Origin of the sequence: Neobacillus sp. YX16, from assembly GCF_030123505.1 — a bacterium.
GTDB lineage: Bacteria > Bacillota > Bacilli > Bacillales > Cytobacillaceae > Neobacillus.
Window position 1 is genome coordinate 515,129 of sequence record NZ_CP126115.1, and the last position, 17,392, is coordinate 532,520.

Genomic DNA, 17,392 nt, shown 5'->3' on the forward strand with positions numbered 1-17,392 from the left:
TGTTATAAAATGTTATCGCTTTCACTTGTATTTTCTTGTTTAAATGGTATGATTGTATTAATAACGAATAGTGATCACATGTTACTGATAATTTTCAGGCATGGTGGTAAATAAAAAGGCGCTTCTGCCCTTTTATTGTACCCCCATGCCTTTTTTTATTTTTAAAATAAAGGAGAAATTAGTATGGTATTTAGTTTTTTTAAAAAATCAAAGCTGCAAATTCTTGCGCCAGTTAATGGAGCCATTATTCCATTAGAGGAGGTACCAGATCCTGTATTCAGCCAGAAGATGATGGGGGAAGGGATAGCTGTGATTCCAACCTCTGGTAATATTCATGCGCCTGTCAATGGAACGGTCATTCTCATTGCTGCAACAAAACATGCTATTGGTATTCGGGCGGACGATGGGACAGAAATCCTTATACATGCAGGATTAGAAACGGTTGCTTTAAATGGAAAGGGTTTTGTGGCAGCCGTCCATGAGGGTGATAGGATTTCAGTTGGCCAGCTGCTCATCGAGGTTGATTGGGACTATATCCAAAAACATGTGAAAAGTACGGTAACACCAATCGTGATTACAAATAGTCAGGAAAAAGGTAGGCAGTTTACTTTAACAAAGGAAGTCAATGCAATTCTAGGAAAAACTGTAATAATCTCAAGCCCCTGATGGATATCCTATAAGTAAAGGAGGTGATAGACTTCAGATATCTAGAATGTAATCGTGTTGTTGTGTTGGCCGGCCATGTGAACTCAATTTGCTAAAAGGATAGATAATTAGTAATTTCAAGTTACAAAGCCCTTATATATATTTTTTGCAGCTGTTTTAGGCTGGAAATGAAGTTATTGAATCCTGGTTATAGTGAATTGTTTCAAATCTTGTAATAGTTAATAAAAAGATAGGGGGAATAAAAAATGATGAAATATCTTCAAAGACTAGGCCGTTCCTTAATGCTGCCAGTAGCAGTTTTGCCTGCAGCAGCAATATTGATGGGAATTGGGTACTGGATTGACCCTACAGGCTGGGGTGCTGGCAATCCAGTAGCGGCTTTCTTAATAAAAGCTGGCGGTTCGATTATTGATAATATGGCAATCCTCTTTGCTGTTGGTGTAGCACTGGGAATGTCAAAAGACAAAGATGGTTCAGCAGCATTAAGTGGATTGGTTGCTTATCTGGTTATAACTACTGTGTTATCCACAAATTCGGTGGCATTGCTTCAAGGGGTAGATCCAGAAGCGGTTAACGCGGCCTTTGGAAAAATTGGAACACAATTTACAGGGATTCTTTCAGGTATTATCGCGGCAATTATGTACAATCGCTTTAGTCATGTGAAATTACCAGATGCGTTGTCCTTCTTTAGTGGAAAACGACTTGTTCCTATTATGACATCTGTAGCGATGTTAGCAGTATCATTAGTCATGTTCTTTGTTTGGCCAGTGGTTTTCTCTGGACTCGTTTCTTTTGGTAAAGGGATTAGTGATCTAGGTGCAATCGGTGCAGGTATATATGGTTTCTTCAACCGTTTATTAATTCCAATCGGTCTACACCATGCCTTAAATTCCGTATTTTGGTTTGATGTGGCAGGAATTAATGATATTGGTAATTTCTGGGCTAGTAAGGGTGAACAAGGTATTACCGGTAGGTATCAGGCTGGTTTCTTCCCAGTTATGATGTTTGGTTTACCAGCAGCTGCATTAGCCATGTACCATACTGCTAAATCTTCAAAGAAAAAAACAGTAGCTGCCTTAATGCTGGCTGCAGGTGTAGCTTCATTCTTTACTGGGGTTACAGAACCCCTTGAATTTGCGTTTATGTTCGCAGCTCCTGCACTTTATGTAACACATGCTGTATTAACAGGTATTTCATTAGCCGTTGCAGCTGCGTTCCAATGGACTGCAGGATTTGGCTTTAGTGCAGGATTGGTTGACTTTGTGTTAAGCTTAAAAATTCCAATTGCAAATCAGCCATATATGTTACTTGTACAAGGTCTAGTTTTTGCGGTCATCTACTATGTCCTATTCCGCTTCATCATTACAAAATTCAACTTAAACACACCTGGTCGGGAAGAAGAAGAAGTGGATGAAGAGTCATCAGAAAGTCAGACAGCAGGTAATAAATTTTCTGTAATGGCTGCTAAGATTTATGAAGGATTAGGCGGGGACGCAAATGTAACATCTGTTGACAATTGTGTAACACGTCTACGCTTAGAAGTGAAAGATATGAGTGCAGTAGATCAGAAGAAAATTAAATCTACTGGCGTACCGGGGATTAATGTTGTTGGTAAAAACAGCATACAAGTCATTGTTGGTACCAATGTTCAATTCGTAGCGGATGAAATCATGAAAATCCGTAAGGAAAAATAATAAGGTAGTAATGTAAAAACCCGCCTGGACTAATGTGTCCAAGCGGGTTTTTACGTTTATCGATTTCTAATTCTTTCAATATGTATAGTTATGTAACCGAGTTCTTGTTCAGGGAGCTTGATACTATGGTTTTTCGCAAGAAGCTTGGCTACCTTCTGTGAAATTTTATAGGAATTAGCGAATTTTTTCTTAAGCATCGCCAGCATTTCATCATCCATGATTGGCTGAGACTCATCATGGAGTCTAGATAGAGTAAATCGAAGATGGGTCATCAAACGCTGGTAGGAAAGATCATCTTCCTCTATAGATATATGAAGTGAATCTTTAATGGTTTGAATCATTTCACCAATGATGGCGGTCTGCCTTAATGTTTGTTTCATATCGCCGCTCAGGGGCTTTGAAGTATGTATATGCAAGGCAATGTAGGCAGCTTCATCTATAGGCATTTTAACCTGTGTCTTTTTTTCAATATGTCTGATTGCCCACATACCGATATCAAATTCTTTTTTGTAAAGGATCTTTATTTCATCAAACAGCTTATTTTTAAGGTGAATTCCTTGTGTAGCTCTTTCGATGGCAAAAGACAAGTGGTCGGTAAGCCCAATATGGATATGCTCATTTAATTTTAAACCCAGACATTCTTCTGCATACGAGATGATTTCTTCCGAGATAGAGAAGTGTTCTTCGGGTATTTGCTGCAAAAGCTGTTGGAACTTTTCATTTTCTTTCATAACAAATAGCTTTTCGATTTTGCCTGGATTAATGACGTCATTTTTCCGTTTTTGAAAGGCAATGCCAGCGCCAATCGCTATTTTTTCTTCGTTGTTGTCTGAGACCACAACAGCATTATTATTGAGGATTTTTTTGATTTTCACAAAACGCCAACTCCTTGTAAAAGCCCTTACTTCCATCTTACATTTTAAAACAAAATGGGTCTACCTTTTAAAAAACAATGCTATACAAAACTGCATAAAGCAGGTAAACTAAAAGATAATAACCAATAATCCCAATAAGAAAGGTGGGTTTTGTTTGTCCGATAAAGTACGTTCTATACCAAGACCTCTTGTGAAAACAAACCAATGGGTGATTGTTATTAGTGCCGTTTTAACGCTAGTTTTTGGTGAGGGTTGGTTTTTAATAGTCCCATTACTTGCAGGATTATCAGGAATTGTTTTTAAATATAATCCCATAATGAATATTGCAAAGCTTTTTCTAAAGAAAAAGCCAGAAGAGTATATCCCGGAGGACTGGGAGCAGCAGCAATTTAATCAAAAAATAGCTGTATTTTGTTTGGGGGCTGCGTTCATAGGTTTTCTGCTTGACTGGAATGCAGTGGGGTATGTGTTCACCATTATGGTTGCTACCGCGGCATTTGTAGCGATCCTCGGATTTTGTATAGGCTGTTTTATTCATTATCAGTGGAAAATGTATCAATATAAAAGAGCAAATTAAAAAGACTGATGCGATCATGCCGCATCAGTCTTTTCTTTACTATACAACTGCTTTTGTTTTGAGTGAACGTTTTTGCCAGGTAAAGGTAATGAATAAGGTAACGATTAATAAAACAAATCCTAAGATAAATGGATAGGTAATTTTGACATCATAAAGCAATCCAGCTAATGTCGGTCCAAGTACGTTACCGATACTCATATACGCATTATTCATACCCATTGCAAAACCCTGTTCGTTCCCCGCAAGCTTAGAAATCAATGTATTCAACACCGGACGGAGAATTGAGGTGGATAGGAAAATAAATAGTGAAATGACAAAGAATAAAGTGTAGCTGGATGCGAACAGCGAAAATAGAAATCCAGCTGCGGCAACAGCGATAAATACATTCAACACAGATCGTTCCCCGTATCGATTCACAATTCGATCAACAACAAAGAGCTGAACGATAACACTGACAACTCCTGTTGCTGTAACCATTATCGCAATATCCTTTGCGGATGATTGAAATTGATTATCAAGGTATAACCCTATAACCGATTCGTAGGCAATTAATCCGAAACTCATCACTAAAGTAATTATTAGCGGGATAAAATATGGCATTTTTACGGAGCGGGCAATTTTGCGAGTCATTGACTCATCCGTCAGTATTGCTGAAGTTTCTCCAGATGAAGCTGGTTTGCTTTCCTTTAAAAGGAGAATAGAAAATAAAACGGAAACAAGAGAGACAAGTGCGGATACTAGGATAGGAAATTTCAATCCGAAGCCTGCAAAGAAACCGCCAATTCCAGGACCCACAACAATCCCAAGAGACATCGCTGCTGATACTAAGCTATTCCCTTTTGCGCGTTGATCCATCGTCGTAATATCTGCGATATAAGCGAAAATTGCTGGTACAAGCATAGCGCACCCAATTCCCCCAACCGCACGAGAGGCATAAAGTACCCAGATTGAATTAGAGAAGTAAAAAATGAACATCGAAAGAGTAAGACCTGCTAGTCCATAAATAATCATCTTTCGGCGTCCATATTGATCTGTCCATTTACCTGCAATTGGAGAAAAGATAAACTGAGCTCCAGCAAAGATAGCAATGAACAGGCCTGCGGCAGTGCCGCCTTGATTAATGGACTCCAAATAGGCTGGTAAAATGGGAATGATGATACCAAAACTCCCTATTGCTATAAACATGTTGATCATCAACATGGTGATTTTTTTTCGTTGATCTCCTGTCATATAAAGCCACCTTTCTCATAAAGATTACACACTCGATTATAGTGTTAACCTTTTACACTGCTTACTATCATATATAGGTATACAGGCTTTTGTCAAAGAGAAAGTTTATTTAGAAAAGATAAGTAGTGACTTGTTAGGAAATTGTTAAAAGATTAGTGATTTTATGATGAGATTCTGTGATATGTTCTAATTAAGAACACAGTTGGGTAGTAGATCTACCCTTGTTAAAGGGGGGATGTTCAATGAATAGGCAATTAAATACGGGTCCAAACATTCTAAAGGAAAAAGAAATGGTTACAAAGATGATTGAGTTATATTGTCGTAGAAAGCATCAACATCGGGATGATCTATGTAAAGAATGTCAGAATTTAAAAACCTATGCGCATATGAGGCTTTCACTATGTAGATTTGGAGAAGAAAAAAGTGCCTGCTCTAATTGTTCTGTACACTGTTATAAACAAAACTACCGGTTAAAAATGAAATCGGTCATGCGTTATTCAGGACCATGGATGCTGTTGTACCATCCGGTCTATTCCGTAAAGCATTTGCTCAATAAACCCAATAAACAAATAAAAAGTGTGGAATAGCATTTTAAAGGGTTCCGTTTTTGATTTTTACAAGTTGTCGATAAAAAGTTGCAGATTCCTGCATCCAGAATAAAGATGGTCCGCTCAGATCGGTTGGGGGATGAGGTTAAACATCCGATCTGATAAATAGACGGAAAAATCTCGCTTATTTAGTAAATAGCTTCGAAATTAGCTTAAATAGACGGAGAGATTCCGCCTATTGACTCGAAATAAATTATAATGGGGGATATTGCTTTGAATAACCGGGAAACCTCCCCTTATGTACCCCGAAACGGGCTCCATTCTGCATCTAACCGGAAAATCTCCGCTTATTTTACTTTTGCTGGTTACGAAAGTACCTCAAAAATGGAACCCTTTAATAGCATTTTCCATGCTTTTATTTTTTGATAATTCTGTACAAACTATTTCTAGAATTTGGTATTATTTATCTAGAAGGAAAGAATATTTTTTACCAGAAGAGGAGGGAGTAGTATGACGGGGACGATTGCAGTTATTATGGTATTCTCGATTCCAATCATTGCTATTTTGACGGCCCATTTTCAAAAGCAGAATAAAATAAAATATAAAATGATTCAAGGGGAACTTGAATTAGAAAAACTAAAACATCAGAATTATTTAATTGAAACAGAAAGAATGAGACTCGAACTTGAGCATATGAAACTAGAAGAGCCTAAAGATAATATTAAATTAGGTTAAATCCAATAAAAATAGGTTCTATCTAATAGATAGGACCTATTCTTTATTTAGCGGGTTTGTATTTTGGATTTATCTTCGTTAATGTCTCTTTATCGCAAATAACAAAAAGCTGGGCATCGTCCGGAATAGGTTCGTCGAGTTTTTGATTGATATGAAGGTTCCCGCGGTCAGCTACGAGTGTTGCTCCTTTATCGAGCAAATCCTTAAAGGCATCCCGGTACGTTTTCCATTCGGCTTGTTTCGATATTTCATACATGGATTCTTCATACTGACTGCTCATTAGCTCCGAATACATATTTGTGACTCCATGAGAAAACAGTGACCGAACGGCTGCATGTGAAATCATTTCCTGAGTTGGAATAAATTCATCCACCTTTACTCTCTTGAATAAATGGATATGTTTTTGATAAATGACTTCAGCTGTGACATGGATATTCGAATTAAGCTTTTTTTCAATCGATGTAATGGCTGTGGCAATCAGTAAAGTCTTCCCATCGACAAGCAGCGTATCTTTGGTAGCAAAATTGTCCTGTGTGATCTGATCAGCAAAGATAATAACACCCTTTGCTTCCGGTAAATTTGCTTGGAAGAGAGTTTCTTCATCGGTTGCATCACCGCGAACATAATACAATTGTTTCTCCACCATTGGTGCCTTTTCTAAATCATCAATAATAACGATATCGACTGATTTATCCGATTTTAAAATTTCTTGAATGGCGAGTTTGGATTTATCACTCCAACCAATAAGTATAATATGGTTTTTCCCAGTATATTTCATTTTCCCACCAACTTTAAGTTTATCGAGCAGATAGACCGATTTTATGACTTTCCCAATAAAAACACTAACGAGTCCGATTCCAGTGATATATAGAACAATTGTAAAGGCTTGTCCTGCCTGTGTGACTGGCGCGAAGTCTCCAAAGCCAACTGTTGCAAGTGTTGTCAGGACCCAGTAAATCGCAGTAAGATAGGTTTTAAAAGTTTGTGGTTCTAAATACAAAGCGATGTAGGCAGCAAATAAGATATATAAAATAGCAATAGGAAAGAAAATCCTGTCTCTTAATTTGATTAAGTAATAAATTATTTTTTTAAAATGCATCCCCTGCAGATCACCCCAACCTATATTTCTTCGGATAAACTTATATTCCCAAAAAAAGCTAGAAAATAACCATGATTGGTTTTATGGATTAGAAAGCTTATAATGGTATCAATATTATTTGCCCGTGGGAGATGAATTCTGTTGCCAAACCATTCATTAAGAGAAAACAATATTGTCTTTATTGGTTTTATGGGTGCTGGAAAAACGACGATTGGGAAACTGGTTGCTAAAAAACTTTATCGAGATTTTATTGATATTGATGAAGAAATTGAAAAAGAGTATAACATGCCAATTCCAAGAATATTTGCTGAAATTGGTGAGAAAGCCTTTAGAGAAAAGGAAAAAGAATTAATCCAGAATCTATGTCACTATAAACTGAAAATTATCTCAGTGGGGGGCGGAGCATTCCTTCAGGAAGAAATCCGAAGGGTATGCCTCAATTCTAGTATCGTATTTTATTTAGATATTACCTGGGATGCTTGGAAGGATCGATTAAATTCGATTATTGACAGCCGTCCGGTTCTGCAAGGTAAGTCAATGGATGAAATAGAAGAGTTATTTTATAAAAGAAAAGAAATTTATAAAAATAACTATCACTCAACAATTGAAATAAGCAATCAAAATATGGATGAATTAGCTGATAGCATTGTAAAAACCCTGAAATTATCTTGGGAATTGCATGAGACCAAGTAAAAGGTTCGAGTGGAGTGGAGGAGAAGATGAAAAGAAGTGTTGCCGTTAAGGGGATAACGATTGGAGAAGGAGCTCCGAAAATATGCGTTCCTATGGTAGGTAAAACGATACCAGAATTAATAGAGGAAGCAGAGTTCCTAAAAACAACAGATCTAGATGTAGTAGAATGGCGTGTTGACTTTTTTGATGATGTGGAGGATTTGGAGAAGGTTAAAGTGGCATTGAATGAAATTCGTTCTATCCTGTATGATATACCGCTTGTTTTCACTTTCCGCAGTGCAAAAGAAGGCGGAGAAAAGGAAGTTAGCACGGAATACTACTTTGACTTAAATAAGGCGATGGCGGCCAGCGGCCAAATTGACATCGTTGATATTGAACTATTCAATGATGGTGAAGAGATAAAGTCGGTTATATCCGCAGCACATGACAACAAGGTGTATGTCATTATTTCAAATCATGATTTTGATAAAACACCGGATAAGGAAGAAATCATTAGTCGGTTACGCAAAGCACAAAACTTAGGCGGCGACCTTCCGAAAATTGCCGTCATGCCAAAAAGCGCAGCAGATGTTTTGACCCTTTTAGATGCCACCAATACCATGAATGAGCAATACGCGGACAGACCGATTATTACGATGTCGATGGCAGGAAAAGGAGTTATCAGCCGCTTGGCAGGTGAGATATTTGGATCCGCCTTGACATTTGGTGCGGCTGAAAAAGCGTCTGCCCCTGGGCAGGTGCCTGTCACCGAATTACGGAACATTTTATCACTCATTAATAGAAGTTTATAATTGTTTCCTTTCTCCAAAGGGATAAATATCTGGTTCACTTAGGTAGTAGCCCTGTAATTTAAGACAGTCATGAGAGATCCTCATGACTGTCTATTTTTTTTGAATAAATTAGTAAATTTCCTAGGTTTGGGTTGGTTCATTAAAGACAGTTGTCCATAGATTCTAGTGGATTTATTGAAGAAAGGGGTACAAACCCAATGCCTGTGCACGTCATGATACATATAAATAAAGTACACTCTGACAACAGGGATAGATGGAAGGGGGGGACATGAGCGGACTTGGACCTTGAGGAGGTAGAGTCATCTCATGAGACATCATGAAGAACTAAATAGATTGGAAGGCGAAAAAATGATTCAACCTATGGTTTGGATAACCATTTTAGCTTTTGTGGCTACACTCATCTTTATTCTGTGGAGACCTAGAGGAATTAACGAAGCCATTCCTGCCACAATAGGTGCGATTTTTGTATTAATCAGTGGAAGTGTTTCGCTTACAGACCTTGGAGTTATTACCGAAACCATCTCGGGTGCAGCCATTACCATAATGGCAACCATCGTTATGGCTATTGTTTTAGAAAGTTTTGGATTTTTCAATTGGGTGGCAGAGAAGCTCGCTGCAAAAGCGAAGGGGTCTGGTATCCGCTTATTCTGGTATGTTAACCTTTTATGCTTTCTCATGACACTTTTCTTCAATAATGATGGAAGTATTTTAATCACGACTCCGATACTTGTCATGTTATTGAACAATATGGGGTTGAAAAATCATCAGAAGATACCTTATTTATTATCAGGTGGTTTAATTGCAACTGCCTCAAGTGCTCCCATTGGTGTCAGCAATATCGTCAACCTCATAGCTTTGAAAATAGTAGAAATGGACTTGTGGCTGCATACCGCGATGATGTTTGTACCAGCAACGCTCGGTCTTTTGTTACTTGTAGGACTTCTGTTTCTTCGCTTTAAAAAAGTGATACCAAAAACGGTTCCTGTTAAAGTAACCGGCTTGACTAAAGCAACCTATCATCCACTGAAACCTGGACCAACTTATTCCTCTGAAAAGGAAAGAACTCGGTTTATGCGAAATGTTCTGCTCTTCGTATTTGCCGTACGTCTCAGTCTTTTTGCCGCATCATACTTTGCCATTCCTGTTTCGGTAATGGCAGTCATTGGGTCCCTTGTCCTTTTAGGCTGGAGATGGGCATATTTAAAAATATCACCGGTCGATATGCTGAAAAAAACCCCATGGTATATTCTCGTATTCGCCTTTAGCATGTATGTCATTATTTACGGTCTGCATAATATCGGTTTGACAGATTTGCTTATTGATTATATGCGTCCAATGGTATCAGGAAGTCTGCTCCATGCGAGTGTCATGATGGGAGCACTATTAACGGTTCTGTCTAACATCTTTAATAATCACCCGGCTCTCATGGTCGGAACGCTTACGTTAATGAACATGGACCTTAGCCCGCTGGCCTTAAAAGTCTCCTATTTAGCAAATGTGATTGGAAGTGATATGGGGTCATTATTACTGCCAATGGGAACGCTCGCAACGCTAATGTGGATGCACATTGTTAGAAAAGGAAAAGTCATGATTACATGGTGGGAATACGTAAAAATCACCTTTGTTGTCATTCCACCAGCGACGTTGTTTACTTTAGTTGTTTTATATTATTGGGTTTCATGGTTATTTGGCGGAGCCCTTCAGTAAAGAGAAGATACGAACAAAAGGAGAATATAAATGAATGCGTATAACGAATTAATGGGAAAAAATATTGAAATAGAGATTTCCGGGGGGAATTTTCATACGGGGACTTTGGTTGATTCTGGATTGGATATTCTTGTTTTATATGTGGGTAGAAGTCAAAGGTTTCTTTACATTCCAGTGGTTCATATTCAACGGGTGAAAGAAGCAGAGCAAGACCAAAATTCTATTGTGTATGAACCGCCTTCAGAAAAACCGATTGAACCTGATTCCCTTTCTATTTCATTTCGTGGAATATTGACGAATGCCAGGGGAAGGTTTGTAGAGGTATATGTAACAGGTAATAAATCCATTCACGGCTATTTGACGAGTATCATGAACAATCACTTTGTCTTTTACTCACCTGTATTCAAAACCGTGTTTATTTCGATGGATCATGTTAAATGGCTCATTCCCTATCCAGATCATAGTTCACCCTATTCCATCAACAATCAGACCCTTCCAGCAGCTCCTGCCTCCATTCCATTAGCGAGAAGTTTCGAAGATCAGTGCAAAAAATTAGAAAATCAGCTTGTTGTTATTGATGGTGGTGACAGCAGTGAAAAAATAGGTTTACTTCAAAAGGTCTCGAATAACCAATTAACACTCATTACTGCAGAAAGGGATATCGTTTATCGGAACTTAGAGCATGTCAAAACGATACATTTCGCATGAACACTATGGAAATTAAGTCGATTATTAGAAAGAAAACAAAAAGTAATCCAAGCTTGTATGGCTGACAAGGATGGATTACTCTTTCGCTCAAGCGCGAGAATATTGAACCGTGGTATAAGGGGGACCGCGGTTTCTTTTTGTTATACTTATGGTAGTAATAAAATATGATTTGATCATTCACTTTGTTCAGGATTAAAGATAAAAATGTTGTTGAGGGGGAATTGCGATGATACAAAGAAAATTTGGAAAGACAAATGTAACTGTGCCGGTAATTGGACAGGGAACTTGGACGTATGGGGAAAATAAAAGTCTAGCATTAGAAGAGGTCAAAGCACTAAGATTTGGGATAGAAAATGGGCTGACGTTAATAGATACAGCGGAGGAATATGCCAAAGGAGGTGCAGAACAAATAGTGGCAGAAGCGATTAAGGATTGCCGAGGGGATATCTTTTTAACAACAAAGGTCTCAGCGAAAAATTGTTCTTATAAAGGAGTTATTGAAGCTCTAGAGAGAAGTTTGGAGAGATTAAAGACCACCTACATAGATCTCTATTTGCAACATTGGCCCAGTAAGGACCATCAGGTAGAAGAAACCATGAGAGCTATGACGCATTTAGTGGAAAAAGGGTTAATAAAATATATAGGAGTAAGCAATTTTACCCCTGAATTGATGGATGAAGCTCAGGGAGTTTTAGGTGAACATATTCTTGCATGTAATCAAGTGGGCTACCATTTGAATGACCGACGGGTAGAAAACGATGTGATTCCTTACTGCCAAGAACGGGGCATAACTGTTATGGCATATTCTCCATTTGGCTATGCTCCACAATTTTTTGGCGGAGTCGGATTCCCAGAACCAGGTACGAAGGAACTTCAGGTGTTGGATGAGATTGGTGGAAGATATGGAGCAACGCCTTACCAAGTGGCATTGAACTGGATACTTAGGTATGAGGACGTCACTACGATTCCGAAAGCAAAGGACATTGAGCATATTAAAAGTAATTTAAAATCGTTAGAGCTGACCTTATCGGAAGAAGACCTAAAGCTCATTGATTCTTACTTCCCAAAAACAAATGAAGGTATGAGTTTCGTATCATATTAGGAGGAAATTTGCTCATCACGGATATATCTAATTAAGGGCACCAACCTTCAAAAGGGAGGGAAAAGCTTGCCTCATAAACTATGGATAGCAGTAAATAGTATTTTAATTGTGTTTTCGTTTATTTATATTTGGTTTTTCCGTCCGCATGACAGCAATTTGGTAATAATCGCTCAGTTTCTCGCACAAATGGCAATGATTCTGTTTTTAGTTAATATCAATATGTATTTCATCTTTTTAGTGATACGCAAATCATCCGTTAGACAGATAAAGATACGTCTTGCTAAATTCTCAAGAGCCATGATGAAATGGCATATTAAGATAGCAATCACCGCTACAACGATTATTATTGGTCATGCGGTAATCAATTTATATGAAATTGCACCAGTTATCGGGTTTGGCGCCCCAAAACTAGTCAGTGGCTATCTAGCCATATCCATCCTGCTTCTTACATTATCTGCAGGTTATTTGCGCCATAAAAAGTCATCTGGATTTAGACGAAAGTTCCATCTGACGACTGCGATGGTGTTTGTTCTAGTTTTCCTTATACATATGTTTATTCCAATATAATGGAGGTAGGAACTTGCAATGAAGCCGACAGAGGGTAATAAACGAATAGATATACTCGATTATTTACGGGGCTTTGCATTACTAGGTATCATTCTTGTGAATATCCTGCCGCTCTTGGCAGTTAGAATGCCTGAACCGGGATCAGCGGATGCAATTTATCAACGATTTCTCTTTTTATTTGTTGAGGGCAGATTTTATACACTTTTCTCGTTTTTGTTCGGTGTTGGCTTTTATCTACTTATTTCAAGAGCGAACTCGAAGGGGAAAAATGGCTATGTTTTGTTTTTAAGAAGAATCGCAGCTCTATTTATCTTAGGCTGGTTCCATGTAAAATTTCACCCTGGAGAAGCGTTAACGGTTTATGCGGTTACTGGGCTCCTTTTACTGCCATTTTATAAAGTGAAAAAAGAAATTAACCTTGGTATTGCTCTAATAATCCTGATTGCCTTGAGTTTCATGGCATTTAAACTATTTATGGTGGTACCGTTAATGCTTCTGGGGATTACTGCAGGTCAATATCGACTATTTGAAGATTTGGCAGAAAAGTTAAAAAAGGTGTCAATCTTTACAGCTCTTTTGCTAATCGTAAGTATTGCGGGGCTTATTTACCAATATCAACATGTTCCGGCTTATCCATTTGGTTTTTATTCAGGAGTGGATGAAGCAACTTACCAATTTTTAAGTATAGGAATCATGATTGGACCACTTGTCTCAGCTTTATATGTTGGGGTCCTGATTTTGCTGTTGCAATTACCGTTTGTTCAAAAGCTGTTATCCCCTTTGAAAAGCTATGGGCGGATGGCGTTGACAAATTATATATTTCAAACTGTCTTTATCTACTTAGCTGGTTTTCTATTCAACTTGTTTGAGTCATTAGCCTATCTCCAATCTCTGATTCTTTGTCTAACGATTTATGTTATCCAGCTTATCTTTAGTGTCATCTGGCTTCGATATTTCCAATATGGTCCTTTGGAATGGATTTGGCGTATCGTCACTTACTTAGAGGTTCCATCAATGAGAAGACGAGTAAAAGAGGGACCTGCATCCTAGCATGCAGGTCCTTTACTCATTCATCTGTTTGTTCTTTACGGATATAATCCGAGTACTGCATGATGGATAAGGTGTTATCCATTCTTTCTTGAAGTCGATTGGTATTCTTTGTTTTCTTCATTGTTTTTCGGTCATAGATCGACGCAGGAAGCTTTGCACTTGGTGCTGTGTAAAAGGTTTTATCGCTGATAAACGAACCCCCAGGCAGGTAATAACGCATTCCTAACAGATTCTTTTTATAGTGAAAAAGATTGTGCCCGATCATTTGTGAATCATGTTCTATGCCTAGCAAGTTTAATAGAGTTGGCATCAGGTCAATTTGACCTCCAAGATGGGAATAGGTTTCACCTTTAAAGAGACCAGGTACCGTAAATAAAACCGGTACAACAAAGCGGTCCTGCATATTGTATTCATGTCCTAGGACTTCTCTTAAAAGAACTTTATCGTTATCGGTAACGGGTGCACCGTGCAGGCCAGAGTGATCACCATAAATCAGAATCACCGACTCATCGTAAATATCAAGCTTCTTTAACTGATTAATGAATAACCCAATTTGTTCATCCGTATAACGAACAGATTGGAAGTAGTTGCCGACGTAGGTATCCTTATAGTTTTCCGGCAAGTCTAGAAACTCATATTCCTCTGGCATTTCAAATGGTGTATGACTTGTGAGTGTGATGATGTTGGAATACATCTTGTCGTGTGACTTCAGCTGTTTTGGCAGCTGTTCCCCAACAAAGCTAAACAGCACTTCATCTGCAGGACCGAAGCCAATTTCCTTTTCGTCAGGAATCTCGCTGCTTGTATAGATATAATCAAATCCCAGTGCTGGATATAATTTATCGCGATTCCAATAAGTAATATCATCAGCATGGTAGGTTGCAGCACCGTAGCCGTTCTTCTTCAGCGTCCAAGCAAGTGATGGAATTTCCGTACCCTCCAAGGTATTTACTGTGGGATCCATGCCTTCTGGATACAAGGAAGTATGCATGAGCCATTCTGCGTCTGATGTATTACCAGCTCCAATTTGTTGATACACGTTATCGAAATAAGCACTTTCTTTTATAAGAGCATTTAAATTCGGCGTGATTTCCTGTCCATTAATTCTTTGATTGATGGTGAATTCCTGCAAGGACTCCACTTGGATAATAAAAACATGACGATTTTTTGCAAGCCCAAAGGTATCGTGTTTATCGGAAGGAACAAAGGTATTGCCTTTTAGCTTTTCAAGCTCCTTTTCTGACAGGTGCTCTTGACTGGCAAAAGCTGTTCCAAGGCTGTTTTCATAGGCCTGAACGAATTGTGATTGGATATAGCCATGCTTTTTTGCAAAATAAGAAACATCAATCAATGGATAGCGAAAAGCGATAATCGTCATAATGAGTCCAATACAGCCAAAGCCAATGGCAAATCTTTTTGCCGAAACAAAGGATGCTGCGTTTTTCTTGAAGTACCAAATAAGTGGAAGGACCAAGACAACATCTAAGAAAAATAAAAAGTCATATGGACTTCCGAGGAGGGCAACGGTTCCGCCAACGGAGTTTGATTGATAGATTTGTTTGACGTCGTAATAGGATGGAACGGTTGAGAAATAGCGAGTATAATAAACGACGACGATAAACAGAACCGATAAGAATAGGTTATAAAGCCAAATAGCTAACCAGGTCCGTTTTTTAAAAAAGATCATAAGGGCTGATAAAGCAAGAGCCCACATCGGAAACTCAACAAGGATGACATGAAAAAATGATGTGTTTTCAAAAACTACAGCCTGAAATGCATAAATTTTTATAAACAAAACAACCAATAGTAATACAATTGGATGAAGTAAATCGGAAACTGAAATCTTATTCATAAAAACACCTCTATAAGATACTCTTCTCTCTTAAACTTATCAAAACATCTACAATTCTATCAACTAATAGTAGAGAAATAAATATTAATTTTCTGAAACCTTGGTATTCCGCTGAAATAAATTTTCCAATATGATATGATTATGCAGAATTTTGGCAAAAATAACTTTATAACGTTCTTAGGGAGGAATAAGATGGAGGTTAATAATCAGGAGGGGTCAGTGACGCTTCCAACAGGAAAGCCTGCAGGTAGTATTTTTAGCAATAGAATTGTTTTAGCTATTATGTCTTCAAACTTTTTACTGCAGTTAGGAATTTGGATAAGAAACTTTGCCATTTTACTTTATGTTACCGATATTACCAATAATAATCCGGTATATGTTTCATTAATTTCTGTAGTTGAATTTGCGCCGATCTTTATCTTTTCTTTTATTGGCGGAACATTTGCAGACCGTTGGAAGCCTAAACTAACAATGGTTTGGTGTGATATGTTATCTGCTGTCTCCATTGGGTTAGTGTTGTTAGCACTTCTATATGGATCGTGGCAGGCAATATTCTTAGCAACACTCGTTTCAGCCATTCTATCACAGTTTTCCATGCCTTCGGCAATGAAGCTATTAAAGCAGCATGTTCCTGGGGAGCAATTACAATCTGTTATGGCCATGTTCCAATCGTTGATGGCCATCTTTATGGTTATTGGACCTGTTATTGGAACGCTTGTCTATCAAAGATATGGAATTTACGTATCAATCGGCGTCATGGGAGCGATGTTTTTACTTTCCGGGCTTGTATTAATGTTCCTTCCCCGTGATTTAGAGAAGGAAAAATTGAATGCTGAGAATAACTTTAAGAAAGAGCTGGCTGATGGTTTCCGCTATGTCCTGTCCAAAAAGATTTTAAAATCAATGGGCAGCGTTTTTACAGTTTGTGGTTTAGCGGTGGGATTGATTTCACCCCTGGCGATTTTTGTAACAATGGAGAAATTACAAATGCCAAAAGAGTTTCTACAGTGGTTATTAATGGCAAATGGTGCTGGAATGTTACTTGGCGGCGGAATTGTTATGGCATTTTCCAAGAAGATCTCCCCGCAAAAGCTCTTGGCACTTGGAATCTTTGCAAGTATGTTTTTTACGATTGGGGTAGGCTGGTCGACCAGTGTTGCATTGACGCTTGTTTTACAAGTATTAAACGGCATGTTCTTCCCATGTATTCATATTGGAATAAACACGATTATTCTTAAGTATACGGAAGAAGCGTTCATAGGGCGGGTAAATGGCGTACTTAATCCATTGTTTATGGGAACGATGGTAATTGGAATGTCAGTGGCAGGAGTTATAAAAGTTCCCATGACGTTATCTGGGGTCTACACCCTTTCAGGTATATTATTTTTGTTGGGTGCTTTACTAATCGTTCCTCTTTTTAAAATAAAAGAGGAGGGGGCAAATCTGTCAATGACAGAGAAGCAGCCTCAGGTCTAGGATGAAAAAGGTGCGTTAAGCT

Annotated in this window: 17 protein-coding genes; 13 read left to right on the plus strand and 4 right to left on the minus strand. The window is 38.2% G+C overall.

Features of this window, described 5'->3' with window-relative positions:
- The first annotated feature begins 183 nt into the window (after positions 1-183).
- Both QNH48_RS02620 and nagE read left to right on the plus strand, forming a co-directional pair.
- Positions 184-666 carry a PTS sugar transporter subunit IIA gene (locus QNH48_RS02620; protein ID WP_283953641.1) on the plus strand — a complete coding sequence of 161 codons (483 nt, stop codon included), beginning with the start codon at positions 184-186 and terminating at the stop codon, positions 664-666.
- A 245-nt stretch (positions 667-911) separates the two neighbouring features.
- Complete coding sequence (gene nagE / locus QNH48_RS02625; protein WP_283953642.1) at positions 912-2,360, plus strand: N-acetylglucosamine-specific PTS transporter subunit IIBC; 1,449 nt, start codon at positions 912-914, stop codon at positions 2,358-2,360.
- 56 nt (positions 2,361-2,416) lie between these two features.
- Here nagE and QNH48_RS02630 read toward each other — a convergent pair whose 3' ends face one another.
- Complete coding sequence (locus tag QNH48_RS02630) at positions 2,417-3,235, minus strand: PRD domain-containing protein (protein WP_283953643.1); 819 nt, start codon at positions 3,233-3,235, stop codon at positions 2,417-2,419.
- Positions 3,236-3,389: 154 nt separating this feature from the next.
- Between QNH48_RS02630 and QNH48_RS02635 the strand changes: the two genes are divergently transcribed.
- Positions 3,390-3,812: a DUF4395 domain-containing protein gene (locus QNH48_RS02635; RefSeq protein ID WP_283953644.1), complete on the plus strand. Its 423-nt coding sequence runs from the start codon at positions 3,390-3,392 to the stop codon at positions 3,810-3,812.
- A 39-nt stretch (positions 3,813-3,851) separates the two neighbouring features.
- Here the strand turns inward: QNH48_RS02635 and QNH48_RS02640 are convergent, their stop codons facing one another.
- Complete coding sequence (locus QNH48_RS02640; RefSeq protein WP_095247966.1) at positions 3,852-5,042, minus strand: MFS transporter; 1,191 nt, start codon at positions 5,040-5,042, stop codon at positions 3,852-3,854.
- Between the two features lie 242 nt (positions 5,043-5,284).
- Between QNH48_RS02640 and QNH48_RS02645 the strand changes: the two genes are divergently transcribed.
- Together QNH48_RS02645 and QNH48_RS02650 are read left to right on the plus strand one after the other, a co-directional pair.
- Positions 5,285-5,629, plus strand: coding sequence for a nitrous oxide-stimulated promoter family protein (locus tag QNH48_RS02645; protein WP_283953645.1), 345 nt, complete (start codon positions 5,285-5,287; stop codon positions 5,627-5,629).
- A gap of 471 nt (positions 5,630-6,100) precedes the next feature.
- Complete coding sequence (locus QNH48_RS02650; protein ID WP_095247964.1) at positions 6,101-6,325, plus strand: hypothetical protein; 225 nt, start codon at positions 6,101-6,103, stop codon at positions 6,323-6,325.
- A 43-nt stretch (positions 6,326-6,368) separates the two neighbouring features.
- On the opposite strand, the gene QNH48_RS02655 is transcribed toward QNH48_RS02650, so the two are convergent.
- On the minus strand, positions 6,369-7,424 hold the full coding sequence (locus QNH48_RS02655) for a potassium channel family protein (RefSeq protein WP_283953646.1): 1,056 nt from the start codon (positions 7,422-7,424) through the stop codon (positions 6,369-6,371).
- A gap of 141 nt (positions 7,425-7,565) precedes the next feature.
- Here QNH48_RS02655 and QNH48_RS02660 point away from each other — a divergent pair, with 141 nt between their 5' ends.
- The 7 genes from QNH48_RS02660 to QNH48_RS02690 all read left to right on the plus strand — a co-directional run bounded on the left by QNH48_RS02660 (position 7,566) and on the right by QNH48_RS02690 (position 14,042).
- Positions 7,566-8,117 carry a shikimate kinase gene (locus QNH48_RS02660; RefSeq protein WP_481858452.1) on the plus strand — a complete coding sequence of 184 codons (552 nt, stop codon included), beginning with the start codon at positions 7,566-7,568 and terminating at the stop codon, positions 8,115-8,117.
- A gap of 26 nt (positions 8,118-8,143) precedes the next feature.
- Positions 8,144-8,908 carry a type I 3-dehydroquinate dehydratase gene (gene aroD / locus QNH48_RS02665; protein WP_283953647.1) on the plus strand — a complete coding sequence of 255 codons (765 nt, stop codon included), beginning with the start codon at positions 8,144-8,146 and terminating at the stop codon, positions 8,906-8,908.
- 348 nt (positions 8,909-9,256) lie between these two features.
- Positions 9,257-10,615 carry an arsenic transporter gene (locus tag QNH48_RS02670; protein WP_283955662.1) on the plus strand — a complete coding sequence of 453 codons (1,359 nt, stop codon included), beginning with the start codon at positions 9,257-9,259 and terminating at the stop codon, positions 10,613-10,615.
- A gap of 30 nt (positions 10,616-10,645) precedes the next feature.
- Positions 10,646-11,323 carry a DUF2642 domain-containing protein gene (locus QNH48_RS02675; protein WP_283953648.1) on the plus strand — a complete coding sequence of 226 codons (678 nt, stop codon included), beginning with the start codon at positions 10,646-10,648 and terminating at the stop codon, positions 11,321-11,323.
- A gap of 226 nt (positions 11,324-11,549) precedes the next feature.
- On the plus strand, positions 11,550-12,425 hold the full coding sequence (locus QNH48_RS02680) for an aldo/keto reductase (protein ID WP_283953649.1): 876 nt from the start codon (positions 11,550-11,552) through the stop codon (positions 12,423-12,425).
- Between the two features lie 66 nt (positions 12,426-12,491).
- The gene (locus QNH48_RS02685) at positions 12,492-12,992 is read left to right on the plus strand and encodes a hypothetical protein (protein ID WP_283953650.1); all 501 of its coding nucleotides are present in this window, start codon (positions 12,492-12,494) and stop codon (positions 12,990-12,992) included.
- Between the two features lie 18 nt (positions 12,993-13,010).
- Positions 13,011-14,042, plus strand: a complete 1,032-nt coding sequence (locus QNH48_RS02690; RefSeq protein ID WP_283953651.1) for a DUF418 domain-containing protein — start codon at positions 13,011-13,013, stop codon at positions 14,040-14,042.
- A gap of 16 nt (positions 14,043-14,058) precedes the next feature.
- Here the strand turns inward: QNH48_RS02690 and QNH48_RS02695 are convergent, their stop codons facing one another.
- Positions 14,059-15,894 (minus strand): LTA synthase family protein, encoded by a 1,836-nt coding sequence (locus tag QNH48_RS02695; RefSeq protein WP_283953652.1) that lies wholly within the window; start codon positions 15,892-15,894, stop codon positions 14,059-14,061.
- 192 nt (positions 15,895-16,086) lie between these two features.
- Between QNH48_RS02695 and QNH48_RS02700 the strand changes: the two genes are divergently transcribed.
- Positions 16,087-17,370, plus strand: a complete 1,284-nt coding sequence (locus QNH48_RS02700) for an MFS transporter (protein ID WP_283953653.1) — start codon at positions 16,087-16,089, stop codon at positions 17,368-17,370.
- The last annotated feature ends 22 nt before the right edge of the window (positions 17,371-17,392 follow it).

What these genes read in the sequence shown, in the direction of transcription:
- QNH48_RS02640 (WP_095247966.1), bottom strand. Translation starts at nt 5,042, where the DNA reads ATGACAGGAGATCAACGAAAAAAAATCACCATGTTGATGATCAACATG.
- QNH48_RS02690 (WP_283953651.1), top strand. Translation starts at nt 13,011, where the DNA reads ATGAAGCCGACAGAGGGTAATAAACGAATAGATATACTCGATTATTTA.
- QNH48_RS02680 (WP_283953649.1), top strand. Translation starts at nt 11,550, where the DNA reads ATGATACAAAGAAAATTTGGAAAGACAAATGTAACTGTGCCGGTAATT.
- QNH48_RS02695 (WP_283953652.1), bottom strand. Translation starts at nt 15,894, where the DNA reads ATGAATAAGATTTCAGTTTCCGATTTACTTCATCCAATTGTATTACTA.
- QNH48_RS02700 (WP_283953653.1), top strand. Translation starts at nt 16,087, where the DNA reads ATGGAGGTTAATAATCAGGAGGGGTCAGTGACGCTTCCAACAGGAAAG.
- nagE (WP_283953642.1), top strand. Translation starts at nt 912, where the DNA reads ATGATGAAATATCTTCAAAGACTAGGCCGTTCCTTAATGCTGCCAGTA.
- QNH48_RS02675 (WP_283953648.1), top strand. Translation starts at nt 10,646, where the DNA reads ATGAATGCGTATAACGAATTAATGGGAAAAAATATTGAAATAGAGATT.
- QNH48_RS02670 (WP_283955662.1), top strand. Translation starts at nt 9,257, where the DNA reads ATGATTCAACCTATGGTTTGGATAACCATTTTAGCTTTTGTGGCTACA.
- QNH48_RS02650 (WP_095247964.1), top strand. Translation starts at nt 6,101, where the DNA reads ATGACGGGGACGATTGCAGTTATTATGGTATTCTCGATTCCAATCATT.
- QNH48_RS02620 (WP_283953641.1), top strand. Translation starts at nt 184, where the DNA reads ATGGTATTTAGTTTTTTTAAAAAATCAAAGCTGCAAATTCTTGCGCCA.
- aroD (WP_283953647.1), top strand. Translation starts at nt 8,144, where the DNA reads ATGAAAAGAAGTGTTGCCGTTAAGGGGATAACGATTGGAGAAGGAGCT.
- QNH48_RS02645 (WP_283953645.1), top strand. Translation starts at nt 5,285, where the DNA reads ATGAATAGGCAATTAAATACGGGTCCAAACATTCTAAAGGAAAAAGAA.
- QNH48_RS02655 (WP_283953646.1), bottom strand. Translation starts at nt 7,424, where the DNA reads ATGCATTTTAAAAAAATAATTTATTACTTAATCAAATTAAGAGACAGG.